A 14,294-nucleotide genomic window follows, 5' to 3' on the forward strand; every position below is an offset into this window, starting at 1 on the left:
ATGCTCGCACCCGACGGACGGCCTGCCGTCCCAGGGGTGAGCCCTCCGGAACAGGCCCTCCCTAGAGTGGTCGCATGCGCATCGACTTCCACGCGTCCGCGGAGCCGACGCTCGGCGTGGAGTGGGAGTTCGCCCTCGTCGACCGCGTCAGTCGCGACCTGCGCAGCGTCGCCTCCGAGGTGCACGAGCTGGCCGGCGGACGGCTCGACAACCCCGAGCGGCTGCACAAGGAGCTGCTGCGCAACACCGTCGAGGTCGTCACCGGGATCTGCGACACCGTGGGCGAGGCGATGACCGACCTGCGCGACACGCTCAGCGTCGTCGCGCCCGCGGCGCGGGAGGTCGGCGTCGACCTGCTGGGCGCCGGGTCGCACCCCTTCGCCGACTGGTCCGAGCAGCAGCTCACCGAGGGCCACCGCTACGCCGAGCTCATCAACCGCACCCAGTGGTGGGGGCGGCAGATGCTGATCTGGGGCGTGCACGTGCACGTCGGGATGCCCGAGCGCGACCGGGTGATGCCGGTGCTGGCGTCGATGCTGACGACGTACCCGCACCTCCTCGCGCTGTCCGCGAGCTCGCCGATCTGGGCGGGCCAGGACACCGGCTATGCCTCCAACAGGTCGCTGATGTTCCAGCAGCTGCCGACCGCGGGACTGCCCTTCACCTTCGACACCTGGTCGGAGTTCGAGAAGTGCATCGGCGACCAGACCACGACCGGGATCATCGACTCGATGGCCGACGTGCGCTGGGACATCCGCCCGGCGCCGCGCCTCGGCACCCTGGAGAACCGTGTCTGCGACGGCATGTCCGACATCGGCGAGGTCGCCGCGGTGACCGCGCTCGTGCACTGCCTCGTCGTCGACCTCGACACCCGGCTCGCCGCGGGTGAGACCCTCCCGACGATGCCGCCGTGGCAGGTCCAGGAGAACAAGTGGCGAGCCGCGCGCTACGGCCTCGACGCGATCGTCATCCTCGACGACCACAACCGCGAGCGGCTGGTCACCGACGACCTCGACGACCTGCTCGAGCGGCTCACCCCGGTCGCGAAGCGGCTCGACTGCGAGGCCGAGCTGCGCAGCGTCGCCGACATCCCGACCCGCGGGGCGTCCTACCAGCGCCAGCGCGCCGTCGCCCGCGAGTCCGGCGGTGACCTCGTGGCCGTCGTCGACGCCCTGGTCGCCGAGCTCGCCCACTCCCTGGAGTCCTGAGACTCCCTTGTGGCGGTCGTCACCGGGAGGGGAGACTGCCCGAACGCCCTCGCACGGGGGCAGAGGAGGACCAGTGGTCAACCCGATCGACCCGACTGCGACCGGCTTCTTGCTGGCGGAGAACCGCAACATGCCGATGCACGTCGGTGGGCTGCAGCTCTTCGAGAAGCCCGAAGGTGCCGGACGCGGCTACGTCCGTGAGATGTACGAGCAGATGCGCGACGTCGAGGAGGTCGCCCCGCTCTTCCTCAAGCACCCCCACCGCTCCGCCCGTACGGCCGGGCAGCTGGTGTGGCAGCCCGACGAGCAGTTCGACATCGAGCACCACGTGCGGCACAGCGCGCTGCCCAAGCCCGGCCGCGTCCGCGAGCTCCTCGACCTCTGCGGGCGCCTGCACAGCACGCGCCTCGCCTGGGAGCGCCCCCTGTGGGAGGCGCACGTCATCGAAGGCCTGCGCGACGGCCGCGTCGCGATGTACACCAAGACCCACCACGCGCTCGTCGACGGCGTCTCGGCCATGCGCCTGCTCGCCAGCGTGCTCTCCACCGACCCCGACGAGCGCAACATGCCTGCCCCCTGGGCGATGCGCCCCCGTGCGCCCCGTGAGGACGCCCCCAGCGACGGCGGTGCGTCGCTCACCGACGTCTCCGCCCAGACCGTGCGTACGGCGCTCGCGATCGCGTCCGAGGCCGCCGGGATGCCGGGCGCACTGATCCGCACCCTCAACAAGAGCGTGCGCAACGAGACCTCCGCGCTCTCGCTCTACGCACCCCGCACGATGCTCAACCAGAACATCACCGGCTCACGTCGCTTCGCCGCCCAGGACTGGCCGATCGAGCGACTCCGCGGCGTCGGCAAGGCGACCGGGACGACGATCAACGACGTCGTGCTGGCCATGGTCAGCGGCGCCATGCGCACCTACCTCCTCGAGCTCGACGCGCTTCCCGACACCACCCTCGTCTCGATGGTCCCGGTCGGCCTCAACGCCAAGTCCTCTCAGCTCGCCTCCGCCGACGGCGGCAACGCGGTCGGCGCCGTGATGGTGCAGCTCGGCACCGACCTGCCCGACCCCGCGAAGCGGCTCGCCGCGATCCACCGCTCGATGAGGGACGGCAAGGAGGGCCTGTCGGCGATGACGCCCACCCAGATCCTCGCGATGAGCGCACTGGGTCAGGCGCCGGCGATCCTCGGTCCGGTCTTCCGGATGCAGGGCATCGTGCGGCCGCCCTACAACCTCATCGTCAGCAACGTGCCCGGCCCGCGGACCACCCACTACTGGAACGGCGCCCGGCTCGTCGGCACCTATCCCCTGTCGATCCCGATCAACGGGATGGCGCTCAACATCACGTGCACGTCCTACGACGGCAGGATGGCGTTCGGGCTCACGGGCTGCCGCCGCACCGTCCCGCACCTGCAGCGGCTGCTCCAGCACCTCGACGACGAGCTGAAGGGCCTCGAGACAGCCGCCGGCGTCAGTTGAGCGCTCGCCGCCCGACGCCGTCTGGACTGACGAGCGAGCAAGCGTGACGAGCGCAGCGAGGCAGCGCCGTCGAGCGAGGAGGGAAGACGGCGTCTTGGGGGTGGCGAGCACGCGCGAGCGGAGCGAGCGCCGACAAGCACCGCACCTCAACCACTGACGTCCAGCCCGCCGCCGACCTGCTCGGCGACGGCGGCCAGCCGTGCTCGGGTGATGTCGGCGACCGTGGCCAGCCCGGCGAGCTGCGCGTTGGAGCCCTCCCTGGTCGGCTCGGTGGAGTTGATGCTGAGGCATCGGCGGGTGCCGCCGTCCGAGGCGTTGGCCAGCGCGACCGCGTGACCGGTGGTGCCGCTGCCGGCGAACGGATCGAGCACGACCACGTCGCTGGGCACGGTCTCGAGGATCCGACGGACCAGGCCGGTCGGCTTCGGCGACTCGAAGACGTGCCCGACGAGTGCCTTGAGCTCGGCCACCGCGGTGTCGGTCGAGCCGATCTCCTCGGCGAGCCAGATGGTGCGCAGCTTCTTGCGTCGTCCGCCCTCGCGCAGCAGCCAGTCGCGCTGGAAGATGTCGGCCCGCTCGCCGGTGCGACCGCGGATCACCCGGCACACCAGGTCGTCGGGTCGCTCGTCGACGCGCGGGCGCGACCAGCGCCACACGGCGGGCCGGCCGTCGCCGAAGACCGGGGTCAGCGCCCGGCTGCCGGCGAACTCGGTCGTGGCGACGCGCCCGGTCTCCGGGTCGCCGTACAACGCGAAGTGCAGGGTCGGTGCGGTGAGCGGGTTGAACTTCTTGTTGGTGTTGCGCAGCGGCAGGTAGCGGAAGCGGCGGCCGTCGTCGGTGCTCAGCGGGAAGTCCGCCTCGTCGACGGACCCGCTCGTGCTGCCGTCGACCGCGCACGACGGCAGGTGGCGCGCGTAGGCGAGGACGTACTCGTGGCTGGTCGCGAAGCCGCGCCCGAGCTGGCGACCCTTGGGGTTGAGGTTGACCACGATCTGCGCGAGGAAGTTGGCCTCGCCGAAGACCTCGTCCATCAGCAGTCGCAGGTGGGCGGCCTCGTTGTCGTCGATGCTGATGAACACCGCTCCGTGCGGGGCGAGCACGTCGCGGACGGCCTCGAGGCGCGGGCGCATCATGGCCCTCCACGCGGCGTGCCGCCCGGCGTACGGATCGGCGTGCGAGCCGTCGCGGAAGCGGTCGGCGTAGGCGAAGTCGTTGCCGGTGTTGTAGGGCGGGTCGGTGTAGACGATGTCCACCGAGCCGGGTGCGAGGCGGGGCAGCACGTCGAGGTTGTCACCGGCGTGGAAGGTGTTCCACGCAGCTCCCGCTGGCGGGTCGCTTCGCTCGTCTGGCACGGTCGGAGCCTAGGGCGTCACGGCGGTGCCGACGGACCCGTTGATCCCAATTTTCCCACCAGTCCCACGTCGTCCTTTACTCTGGATCGCGTGTCCGTCTTCTCGCGCCGCCCCGCCCTCGCCCAGCTGACGCGTTCACGCGCGCTCACCCTCGCCACCGCGGGGGTCCTGGTCACCGGTCTCGTCGCCGGGATCGGCACCGGACCGTCCGTCGCGGACGACGCCGGCGACACGGCCCGTACGTCCGCCCGCGACGGTGCCGCTCAGGGCTACCGCGGCCGCAACCAGACCTCCGACGGCAAGCCCGGCGTCGTGGTCGGCCCGCCGGTCAGCGCCCGCGGCCGCGCGCCGGTCACCACCAACGACGTCAGCTACGAGATCGCTCCGGGCGTCACGCTGCGCGAGTGGGACCAGGTCGACGGCCGCCAGCCCGTCGGTCAGGTCCGGATGAACCTGCTGAGCATCAGCCTCGACGCCCCCAACATCACCTTCGAGGAGCTCTCCCCGAAGTACGTCACCAGCCGCAAGCTGGTCAGCCAGCTCGGCCGCTGGAACAACGTGCTCGGCGCGGTCAACGGCGACTTCTTCGACATCAGCCAGACCGGTGCCCCCCTGGGCGTCTCGATCAACCGAGAGCGCGGGCTTCTGGGCGGTGCCCGCGAGGGCTGGATCCCCGAGAACTCCTCGCTCTTCTTCGACGAGACCGGACCCCACATCAACCCGCTGACCGTCCAGTACACCGTGCGCCAGTACCGCGACTGGGTCGTCAAGGGCATCAACCACCCCGACGTCAGCGCCGGCGAGATCGGCGTCTTCACCCACGACTGGGGCCGGACGTCGGGATACCAGATCCCCACCCGCGGCAAGGGTCGCGCACGCGAGGTCGTGCTGCGCAACAACCGGGTGATCTCCACCAGGCCGAAGCTCTCCAGCGGTCGCAAGATCCACAAGAAGGAGCGGGTGCTCATCGGGGTCGGGCGTGCTGCCGGCCAGCTCGCGCAGCTCAAGATGCGCGAGAAGATCACCCTGTCCAAGCGCTTCGAGGGCGGCAGGCCGTCGGTCGCGATCACCGGGGATCGGCCCCTTCTGGTCAACAGCGTCCGCACGGTCGTCAACAACTCCATCGCCCACCCGCGCACCGCGGTCGGCATCGACGCCGACGGCCGCAAGCTCCTCATCCTCGTCGTCGACGGACGCTCGGCGGTCAGCCGCGGCTACACCATGGTCGAGCTCGCCGACCTGATGACGGCGCTGGGCGCGGAGAACGCGCTCAACCTCGACGGTGGCGGCTCCTCGGCGATGTACACCCGCGCCGGCAGCGGCGAGATGGGGATCGTCAACGAGCCGTCCGACGGCGGTGAGCGCAAGGTCGCCAACGGCTTCGGGTTCGTCTACACCGGTGTCCTGCCCCCGGTCATCCCGCTGACGCCGGTCACCCCGACGCCCACCGTCGCACCGACGGTCCCGCCGCCGCCGACCTGATCGAAGCCCCTCAGGCGTTCGGCACCGCGAAGAGGACGACGTACGTCATCGGCGCCAGGCACTGGACGCTGCTCCTCGGCAGCTTCGGGATGACCTCGAAGCCCGCCTCGCCGGCCTCGACCGCGACGCTGCGCGGCGCCTCGCAGCCGATGGCGACGGTGGCGCCGTAGGCCGTGGCGCCCGCGTCCCGCTCGGCGACCTCCGTCGAGGTGGTGGACACGGTCTCGGCGAACGCGCCGTCGAACTGCGCCGCGAAGTCGGCGCGGGCCTGGTCGGTGTCGAGCGCGAGGGCGAGGGTCGAGTCGGACCCACCGCCCTCCGTGGCGCTGATCAGCGTGACCTCGGTGACTCCCGCCGACCCGGTCGCCGGGATCGTGGCCTGCGCGCCGGAGCCGGAGTCCGGCGGCGGCGTCTCGGTGGGCGTCTCGGAGGGCGTCTCGGAGGTGGGCTCGCCCGAGGGGCTGGACGAGGACGCCGGGTCGGTGGCCGTGTCGTCGGGGTCGTCGGAGCCGCAGGCGGTGAGGCCGGCGGCCAGGGCGAGGGTGGCGACGAGTGCGGCAGCGGAGCGGCCGCCCGAGAGGCGCAGTGAGGAGTTCATGGTGGTTCGACGATAACCAACCCCGAACCGCTCCCCCGGCGGCACACGGGTGGCGCCACAACGGAGGACGCTTCTGGCAGGCTGGGCGCCATGAGCGAGGTCGCGCAGTCCCAGGAGCCGGTGCGCGAGGCCGTACGTGCCTATGCGGCGCTCCAGCCCCAGCTCGCGTCCGCCACCCAGGCCTACGTCGCGCTCATCCAGGTCCTGCTCGACGACGCCGGCATCGACTACCTCAGCGTCACCGGGCGTACGAAGAGCGTGGCGTCCTTCGCCGCGAAGGCCAACCGCACCGAGGGCGGCAGTCCGCTCTACCCCGACCCGCTCGAGCAGATCACCGACCAGATCGGCGTCCGCGTCATCACCTACGTCCACAGCGACGTGGCGGCGGTCGCGGAGGTCCTCGACGACGAGCTCGCGATGCTCGACGACCGCGACCTCGGCGAGGAGACCGCCCGGTCCGGACGCTTCGGCTACGCCAGCCGGCACCTCCTCGTCCAGACCCACCCGGGCGCCGAGCTCCCGACGCTGGAGGGCCACCGGGCGAGCGTGCAGGTGCGGACCGTGCTGCAGCACGCGTGGGCGGAGTTCGAGCACGACATCCGCTACAAGGGCAACGTCCCCGAGGACGCCGCGGCCGACCTCGACCGCCGGTTCACCCTCGCGGCCGGGCTGATCGAGCTCGCCGACCGGGAGTTCGCCACCATCCGCGAGCGGATCCAGCAGGCCGCCCCCGGCAGCCCGACCGAGGTGGAGGCCGACCACATCGTCGGCCAGGACCTCGCCACTTTCCTCGCCGGCCACTACAGCGACGCCGGCTGGTCGCACACCGACCACTACGACTGGATCGCCGACCTGCTCGCCCAGCTCGGCATCGACGACCTCGACGACCTCGCCGACCTGCTGACCTCCGTCGACGCCGATGCGGTGATCCGGCGGATGGGCTACAAGTACCCCGCCGGAGCCGTACGCCGCCTCGACGACGCACTGCTCGCGATCTTCGGCGAGCAGTACGTCACCCTCGACGGCAACAGCCACCGCGTACCACTCCTCCGCGCCCGGCTCGAGAAGCTCTCGACGCCCGAGAGCTGAGCCGGCGGGATCAGGCCGGCTCAGGGTGGCCCCCTAGGGTTGGCCCCATGAGCCGCCCTTCCTGGACGACCGTCGCCCCCATCCTCGCCATCGTGGCGTTGGTGCCCGCATGGTTCGCCCATCCCAAGGGGATCGTGCTCGGTGCGCTCGCGGTGCTGCTGGTGGCGGCCGTGCTCACCGCCGTGCACCACGCCGAGGTGGTCGCGCACCGGGTCGGTGAGCCGTACGGCTCCCTGCTCCTCGCGGTCGCGGTGACGATCATCGAGGTCGGCCTGATCGTCACGCTGATGGTGACCGGCGACAAGGACACCGCGGGCCTGGCCCGGGACACGGTCTTCGCGGCGGTGATGATCACCGTCAACGGCATCGTCGGCCTGTCGCTGCTGGTGGGCGCGCTCAAGCACCACCTCGCCGTGTTCAACCCCGAGGGCACCGGCGCCGCGCTGGCCACCGTCATCGCGCTGGCGGTGCTGTGCCTGGTCGTGCCGTCGGTCACCACCTCCGAGCCCGGGCCGGAGTTCACCGGGGCCCAGCTCGCGTTCGCGGCCATCGCCTCGCTGACGCTCTACGGCATGTTCGTCTTCACCCAGACCATCCGGCACCGCGACTTCTTCCTCCCGGTCGCTGCCGGCGACTACGTCCCCATGGTGGCGACCAAGGCCGAGGCTGCCGCTGCGGCGTCGGACCGGGCCGCCGACCGCGCGGCCGACGCGGCCGCCGAGGAGGCTGCCGACGAGGCGTCCGGTGCTGACGGCTACGAGCACCAGCCGGTGGACCTCGACGAGGACGGCCACGCCGACCCGCCCACCAACCGGGCGGCCTACACCAGCCTCGGGCTCCTGGTCGTCTCGCTGGTCGCGGTGGTCGGCCTCGCCAAGATCGAGTCGCCGGCCATCGAGTCCGGCGTCGCCGCCCTCGGCTTCCCGCAGGCCGTCGTCGGCGTGGTGATCGCCCTGCTGGTGCTCGCCCCGGAGTCGATCGCCGCCGTCCGCGCGGCCGCCCGTGAGCGCGTCCAGGTCAGCCTCAACCTCGCCCTCGGGTCGGCGATGGCCTCCATCGGCCTGACCATCCCGGCCATCGCGATCGCCAGCATCTGGCTCGACGGGCCACTCGAGCTCGGGCTCAACCAGCTCCAGACCGTGCTGCTGCTCCTGACCGCAGCGGTCGCGATCCTCACGGTGGTCCCCGGGCGGGCCAAGCCCCTGCAGGGCGGCGTACACCTGGTCCTGCTCGCGGCGTTCCTGTTCCTCACCATCGCGCCGTAGACCCTCCGCCCGACGACGCACGAGGGCGGTGGCCCGGCCACACTCCGCTGCTGCCGAGTGTGGCTGGACCACCGCCCAGGTGGGTGGAGGCAGGGATCAGCCGAAGTACTTCGAGAAGATCTTGTCGTAGGTGCCGTCCTCGCGGAGACCGGCGAGCGTGCCGTTGATCTCGCGCAGGAGCGGGATGTTGCCGTCCTTCTTCACCGCCATGCCGTACTGCTCACCGGTGTCGAACTCCCGGGCGAGCTTGAGGCTGGGGTTGTCGCCGACGAACTGCCCGGACACGGTGTTGTCGAGCATGGCCGCGTCGAGGTCGCCTGCGGCGAGCGCGTCCTGGAGACCTGCCGCGTCGTCGTACGCGATGACCTGGGTGGTCTCGGGTGCGAAGTCGCTGAGGTAGGTCTCCCCGGTCGTGTCCTTCTGCACGCCGACCCTCTTGCCGGCGAGCTCGGCGATCTCGTCGAGGCCGGAGCCGCGGGGCGTGATGAGCGCCTGCTTGGCGTCGAAGTAGGGGCTGGAGAAGTCGAGGACGCGGGCGCGCTCACCGGTGATGGTCATCGCGGAGATGGCCACGTCGCACGCGTCGGTGTTGAGCGAGGTGCCCGAGGTGATGTCGTCGAACGCCACGTCGACCACGTCGAGGTCGACGTCGAGCCCGTCGGCTACCTTCTGGATCAGGTCGATGTCGAAGCCGGTCGGCTTGCCGTTCTCCTCGAACTCGAACGGCGCGTAGGGCATGTCCGTGCAGACGGTGAGGACACCCTTGAAGACCAGCGACACCTCGGAGAGGGCGTCGGCGGACTCCCCGCTGGCAGCGCCGCCGCAGCCGCTCAGCGTGGCCAGGAGGGCCACGGAGGACAGGGCGGCCGCTGCGGTGCGGGCAGGGCTGAGGCGTCGAGCTGTGCGGGTCATGGGTCAGTTCACATTCGCGGTGAGCGACTCACGAAGTCGCATGAGGGAGTATTCGGTGATCTTCACGAGCGCACCCTTGGCCTGCTCGCGGTCGCGGGCGTCGAGGCTGATGATCGGCACCTCCGGCGGCAGGGCCAGCGCGGCGGCGATCTCGTCGACCGGGTAGCGCGGCACTCCGTCGAACTCGTTGACGGCGACGATGAAGGGGATGCCCTTGGACTCGAAGTAGTCCAGCGGCGAGAACGACTCGTCGAGGCGGGCGACGTCGACCAGGACGATGGCGCCGATGGCGCCGCGGCACAGGTCGTCCCACATGAACCAGAAACGGCGCTGGCCGGGCGTACCGAAGAGGTAGAGGACCAGGTCCTCGGCCAGCGTCAGGCGGCCGAAGTCCATGGCCACCGTGGTGGTGGCCTTGGTGGGCACTGCGGCGAGATCGTCCACGCCCTCGGACTCGTTGGTGACGAGTGCCTCGGTGCGCAGCGGATCGATCTCCGAGACGGCGCCGACGAGCGTCGACTTGCCGACGCCGAAGCCGCCAGCAATGACGATCTTCGTCGACGCAGCCGCACGCTGTGCCTTAGTAGTTTCGAAGTCCACGGAGGGTCCTTTCGATGAGCTCGAGACGCTCATCTGTCGACGTCTTGTCGGTGATGGTGGCCTGGATTCGGACCAGGCCCTGCTCGATCAGGTCGCCCAGCAGCACCCGGGTGACGCCGATCGGCATCTTGGTCAGTGCCGACACCTCGGCCACGGAACGCCGGTCGCAGACCTCGAGAACCTGCGCGGCAGACGGACTCAGGACAGGCGCCTCGGCACCGGCCTGGAGGCGCAGCGTGGCCTCCATGGCCAGGTCGACGGAGGTCGCCGTCCGGCCCGCGGTGAGTGTGTAGGACCGGATGAGGCGAGGGCGGTAGGCCTCGTCGTCCGGCTCGAGTGGCGGCGTCATGGCACGGAGCCGGTCAGCCGCCCGTACCGACGCGGGCCTGGGCCTCGACGGTACGTCCCACACGGTCCACCAGCAGGGCCATCTCGTAGCCCACCTGGCCGATGTCGGCCTCCTCGGTCGTGAGCACGGTGAGGTTGGACCCGTCACCGACGCTCATCAACATCAGGAAGCCCATCTCCATCTCGACGATGGTCTGCATCACCGAGCCGCCCTCGAAGAGGCGGGCGGCACCGACCGCGAGGCTGGCGAGACCGGAGGAGACGGCCGCGACCTGCTCGGCGCGCTCTCCGGGGATGCTGGTGCTCGAGGCCATGAGCAGGCCGTCGGCGGAGACCAGGATGGCGTGCGCGGCGTCGGGAACCTCTTCGACGAAGCGGGACATCACCCAGTCGAGGTCGCGGTCGTCACCAGCGTTGTTGACGCCGGCAGCGGGGGCGGCGGATTCGTACGTCATGCGGGGCCTGCTTCCGTGTGCTGTGAGGAACTTTGGGCTGCTCGTCGGCCGCGGGAGACTCCCGCGGTGTGTGCCTGGAGCCGGCGACGGATGGCTTCGGGGTCACGCGTCTTGGCTGCCGTGGGCGGGGTAACGCTACCCGGAACGAGACGCTCTCCGGGGGCACGTCGCGGAAGTCCGGTGACGGTCGATTCCGCGACCGCGGCCACCTCCACGTGCTCGGCGATCTCCCATCCGCGGTCGACCTCCGTCTGGTGCCACTCGCCCTCGCCCTCGTCGGCCAGCCAGCCCGACCGCATGGACTTGAAGATCGGCGAGTCGCCGCCGGCACGCGCCGGCTCGGCACCGTTGTGCGTCAGTCCGTTGGCGGACCGGGCGGCCGCGACGGCCGCGGCAGGTGCCTCGGCTGCGGGCTCCTCGGCGGGCTCGTCGGGCTCGGCGTCGGGCTCTGCGACGGTCTCCTCGGCTGCGACCTCCGCGGCGACCGGCTCCTCGGCCGGCTCGTCGGTGGACGCTGCGACCGACTCCTGCTGGCGCGGGCTCGCACCCAGGCCCAGCGGGTCGTCGGCGTCGACCTCGACGTCGCCGGGCTCGTCCAGCTCGGCGGCCGGCTCGGGCTCCTCGTCGACCTCGACGGTCTCGTCGGCGGGCTCATCAGCAGGCTCGTCGTAGGCGTCGGCGGGCAGCGGGTCGGACAGCGGGTCGTGCGCCCGGGCGGGCTCGACCGTCTCCTCGACCACCGGCTCGTCGACAGCGGGCTCCTCGGCGACCGGCTCCTCGACCTGCTCCTCGGCGACCCGGGCCTGCTCGGCCTGGGCACGCTGGCGGGAGGCGAGTGCGGTGATCGGCACGACCGAGGCGACCTTGCGCTCGGTGCCCGGCTCGTCGGCCGACTCCGAGGAGCCTGCGTCCGATGCCGGCTCCGGGGTGCGCTTGGCGAACAGCGGTCCGGTCTCGCCGGAGGTCTCCGGCGGGAGGAAGGCGTCGGCGCCCGTACGCGGGATGTTGGCGCCCGGCTCGCGGCGGGGCAGCAGGCTCTCGAGCGAGGGCCGCTCCGGCGTGCCGGCGGCGGTCTCGTCGGTCCTCGGCGTGACCGGGTCGGCCACCGCAGCGGCGGCCGCGGCCGCAACGGCCCCGGCAGCCGGGCTGTCCGCGGCCCTGGTGTCAGCAGCCTTGGTCTCGGCGGCCTTCGCCTCGGCGGCCCTGGTGCTCTCGGCGAGCTTGGCCTCGGTGGCGGCAGCCCGCTCGGCAGCCTTCTCCGCGGCCTTGGCCTGGGCCTTCTCGGCGCGCGACCGGTTGCGCGACTCACGCTTGGACTCAGCAGGTGCGGTCACGGTCTCGACGGTGCGCGACTCCAGGACCGTCGCTGCGGCGACAGCGGTCGCAGCGCCGGCAGCGGCACCAGCAGCAGGCGCCGCGGTCTGCGGCAGCTCGGGCAGGATCGCCGGCGGGAGCAGCACGGTGGCCGTCATGCCGCCACCGGGGTTGCGGGAGAGCTGGGCCACGATGCCGTGGCGCTCGGCGAGGCGGGAGACCACGAACAGACCCATGCGGCGGGCGGTGTCGGGCGTCGCCTCGGCGCCGTGCGCCAGGTCGCTGTTGAGCTGCTCGAGCTCGGCGGGCGGCACGCCCAGGCCGGCGTCGGTGATCGTGATCGTGACGCCGTCGTCACCGAGCTTGGCCGCGAGGCGGACCGGCTCCGTGGGAGGCGAGTAGGTCAGCGCGTTGTCGACCAGCTCGGTGAGCAGGTGGACCACGTCGGCCGCCGCGTCGTCGCCGATGCGGGTGCCGAGGTGGGACAGGATCTGGACGCGCTGGTAGTCCTGCACGGCCGAGGTCGCGGCCTGGAGGGCCTCTCCGGCGGTGAGGCTGAACTGACCGGCAGCACGGTTGGGCGCGTCGGCCAGGATCAGCAGGGAGTCGGCCGTGCGACGCATCCGCGACGCCAGGTGGTCGAGGCGGAACAGCGACTCGAGACGCTTGGGGTCTTCCTCGTCGTGCTCGAGGCGCTCGATCTGGGCCAGCTGCTGGTTGACCAGCGAGTTGGACCGGCGCGAGAGCGTCACGAACATCGCGTTGACGGTCTGGCGCAGCTGGGCCTCGCCGGACGCGAGGTGGATGGCCTGGCGGTGGAGGTCGTCGACCGCGCGGGCGACCTGGCCGATCTCCTCGTTGGTGGTGACGTCGATCGTCTTGATCGGCTCCGGCTCCTGGCCGGCCCGGATCCGGGCGACCGCGTCGGGCAGGCGGTGGCGGGCCACCGCGAGCGCACCCTCGCGGACCTTGCTGATCGGGTCGAGCAGGCTGCGGGCGATGACGTACGCGATGAGGATCGCGGCAGCGAGGGCCAGCAGCGTGAGGAACGCCCCGATGGCGGCGTTGCGCTGGGCGTCGGACGCGGCCTCGTCGAGGGAGTCGGTCACGCCGCCGATCAGCGTCGCGGTGATCTCGTCGTACGGCGTGTAGGCGTCGCGGCCGTCGAGGTTGGTGGCCGAGTCGTCGCGGATCTGCGCGGCGTGGTTGGTGTTCTGCGTACGCAGCTGGGCGGTCTGCTCCTCGGCGCCCTCGACGGAACCGGCGAGACGGTCGATGGCCGCCGCTTCCACACCGATCTCCGAGAAGAGCTCCTGCGAGCTGGACTGGGCCAGCGAGGTGGCGACGAGGCCCTGCTGGAGGGCGAGCGAGAGGCGACCGCTCATCGTCTGGGAGAGCTGCTCGAGCCGCGGCTCGGGCGTCTTCTGGGCGGCGTTCACACTGGTGATGAGCTGGGAGACGCTCGACTCGAGCTGGCGGACCAGGGCGATCCAGGTGGCGGGACCGAGGTCCTCGGCCCCCTCGGCACGCATGGCCTGGCTGAGGTCGAGGAGCGCGTCGACGTGGGCCGCCTGGACGTCGTCGAGGTCGGCGCTGTCACGCTGCTGCACGAGGGTCTCGGCGAAGGTGTTGATGTCGTCGATCGCGTCGATCAGGTCGCCCTGGCTGGCGGCACTGTCGGACTGCGCCGCCACCATCGCGGCCTCGGAGGCCGTCAGGTAGTCCACGGCGGGCTGGATGATGGTGACCTGCTGGGCGCTGCTGGCGGCCTGGCGGGAGTCGGCGAGGTCACCCTGCACGCGCAGCCCACCGAGGGTGGCCGCGAGCAGCAGGGGGATCGCCAGGGCCAGCGCCATCTTGCGGCGCAGGGGCCAACCGGCGACCGAGATACCCGCGCCCTTCCGGGGCTGGGCTGCGTCCTGAGTCATGTGTGCCTCGCGTGGGAGTGAACGACGTCTACGAGAAAAATGCTGCCTCGGTGGGACCGAAGCAGACTCAACCTAAAGAGTCCCGCGACATTCCGTGGCGTTTTCACAGAACTGGGTGGGCAGGGGTGTAAGGGGGTCTAGAACAGTCCCGCTGAGCGTGCCGGGGGTCCCATCGGCACCACGCACCACAGCCGTCCTGTTTCGGGAGTAGGACGGAGTGACGCGTGTGGCGGGAGGCCAGTGTTCACCTCCGCGACCCTTCC

The 14,294-nt window shown here is 71.4% G+C and carries 12 protein-coding genes; 5 read left to right on the forward strand and 7 right to left on the reverse strand.

Annotated features, from left to right (window positions below):
• The first annotated feature begins 74 nt into the window (after positions 1-74).
• The gene (locus BM127_RS02405; protein WP_091193764.1) at positions 75-1,208 is read left to right on the forward strand and encodes a glutamate--cysteine ligase; all 1,134 of its coding nucleotides are present in this window, start codon (positions 75-77) and stop codon (positions 1,206-1,208) included.
• Between the two features lie 73 nt (positions 1,209-1,281).
• A complete protein-coding gene (locus BM127_RS02410) occupies positions 1,282-2,688 on the forward strand; it encodes a WS/DGAT/MGAT family O-acyltransferase (RefSeq protein ID WP_091193767.1) in 1,407 nt (468 codons plus the stop codon).
• A 146-nt stretch (positions 2,689-2,834) separates the two neighbouring features.
• Here BM127_RS02410 and BM127_RS02415 read toward each other — a convergent pair whose 3' ends face one another.
• Positions 2,835-4,040 (reverse strand): site-specific DNA-methyltransferase, encoded by a 1,206-nt coding sequence (locus BM127_RS02415; RefSeq protein WP_091193770.1) that lies wholly within the window; start codon positions 4,038-4,040, stop codon positions 2,835-2,837.
• A gap of 90 nt (positions 4,041-4,130) precedes the next feature.
• On the opposite strand from BM127_RS02415, the gene BM127_RS02420 reads away from it, so the two are divergent.
• The gene (locus BM127_RS02420) at positions 4,131-5,522 is read left to right on the forward strand and encodes a phosphodiester glycosidase family protein (protein ID WP_091193773.1); all 1,392 of its coding nucleotides are present in this window, start codon (positions 4,131-4,133) and stop codon (positions 5,520-5,522) included.
• A 10-nt stretch (positions 5,523-5,532) separates the two neighbouring features.
• On the opposite strand, the gene BM127_RS02425 is transcribed toward BM127_RS02420, so the two are convergent.
• A complete protein-coding gene (locus BM127_RS02425; protein WP_091193776.1) occupies positions 5,533-6,120 on the reverse strand; it encodes a hypothetical protein in 588 nt (195 codons plus the stop codon).
• Positions 6,121-6,210: 90 nt separating this feature from the next.
• Here BM127_RS02425 and BM127_RS02430 point away from each other — a divergent pair, with 90 nt between their 5' ends.
• Complete coding sequence (locus tag BM127_RS02430) at positions 6,211-7,209, forward strand: GTP pyrophosphokinase (protein WP_091193779.1); 999 nt, start codon at positions 6,211-6,213, stop codon at positions 7,207-7,209.
• A gap of 47 nt (positions 7,210-7,256) precedes the next feature.
• Positions 7,257-8,474: a calcium:cation antiporter gene (locus BM127_RS02435; RefSeq protein WP_091193782.1), complete on the forward strand. Its 1,218-nt coding sequence runs from the start codon at positions 7,257-7,259 to the stop codon at positions 8,472-8,474.
• A gap of 96 nt (positions 8,475-8,570) precedes the next feature.
• Here the strand turns inward: BM127_RS02435 and BM127_RS02440 are convergent, their stop codons facing one another.
• From BM127_RS02440 to BM127_RS02460, 5 genes are read right to left on the reverse strand one after another with little or no spacing between them, the layout of a single operon-like run.
• The gene (locus tag BM127_RS02440; protein ID WP_091193786.1) at positions 8,571-9,386 is read right to left on the reverse strand and encodes an ABC transporter substrate-binding protein; all 816 of its coding nucleotides are present in this window, start codon (positions 9,384-9,386) and stop codon (positions 8,571-8,573) included.
• Positions 9,387-9,389: 3 nt separating this feature from the next.
• A complete protein-coding gene (locus tag BM127_RS02445) occupies positions 9,390-9,986 on the reverse strand; it encodes a GTP-binding protein (protein WP_231263110.1) in 597 nt (198 codons plus the stop codon).
• Positions 9,967-10,335 (reverse strand): DUF742 domain-containing protein, encoded by a 369-nt coding sequence (locus BM127_RS02450; protein WP_091193792.1) that lies wholly within the window; start codon positions 10,333-10,335, stop codon positions 9,967-9,969. The genes BM127_RS02445 and BM127_RS02450 overlap by 20 nt, the downstream gene beginning before the upstream one ends.
• 13 nt (positions 10,336-10,348) lie before the next feature.
• Positions 10,349-10,789 (reverse strand): roadblock/LC7 domain-containing protein, encoded by a 441-nt coding sequence (locus BM127_RS02455; protein ID WP_091193795.1) that lies wholly within the window; start codon positions 10,787-10,789, stop codon positions 10,349-10,351.
• A complete protein-coding gene (locus BM127_RS02460; protein WP_091193798.1) occupies positions 10,786-14,031 on the reverse strand; it encodes an ATP-binding protein in 3,246 nt (1,081 codons plus the stop codon). The genes BM127_RS02455 and BM127_RS02460 overlap by 4 nt, the downstream gene beginning before the upstream one ends.
• Positions 14,032-14,294 lie beyond the last annotated feature (263 nt).

Source organism: Nocardioides alpinus (assembly GCF_900112035.1).
GTDB classification, from domain to species: domain Bacteria; phylum Actinomycetota; class Actinomycetes; order Propionibacteriales; family Nocardioidaceae; genus Nocardioides; species Nocardioides alpinus.

Coding starts and splice junctions, on each gene's coding strand:
- BM127_RS02450 (WP_091193792.1), bottom strand. CDS start 10,335: ATGACGCCGCCACTCGAGCCGGACGACGAGGCCTACCGCCCTCGCCTC.
- BM127_RS02430 (WP_091193779.1), top strand. CDS start 6,211: ATGAGCGAGGTCGCGCAGTCCCAGGAGCCGGTGCGCGAGGCCGTACGT.
- BM127_RS02405 (WP_091193764.1), top strand. CDS start 75: ATGCGCATCGACTTCCACGCGTCCGCGGAGCCGACGCTCGGCGTGGAG.
- BM127_RS02425 (WP_091193776.1), bottom strand. CDS start 6,120: ATGAACTCCTCACTGCGCCTCTCGGGCGGCCGCTCCGCTGCCGCACTC.
- BM127_RS02455 (WP_091193795.1), bottom strand. CDS start 10,789: ATGACGTACGAATCCGCCGCCCCCGCTGCCGGCGTCAACAACGCTGGT.
- BM127_RS02460 (WP_091193798.1), bottom strand. CDS start 14,031: ATGACTCAGGACGCAGCCCAGCCCCGGAAGGGCGCGGGTATCTCGGTC.
- BM127_RS02435 (WP_091193782.1), top strand. CDS start 7,257: ATGAGCCGCCCTTCCTGGACGACCGTCGCCCCCATCCTCGCCATCGTG.
- BM127_RS02440 (WP_091193786.1), bottom strand. CDS start 9,386: ATGACCCGCACAGCTCGACGCCTCAGCCCTGCCCGCACCGCAGCGGCC.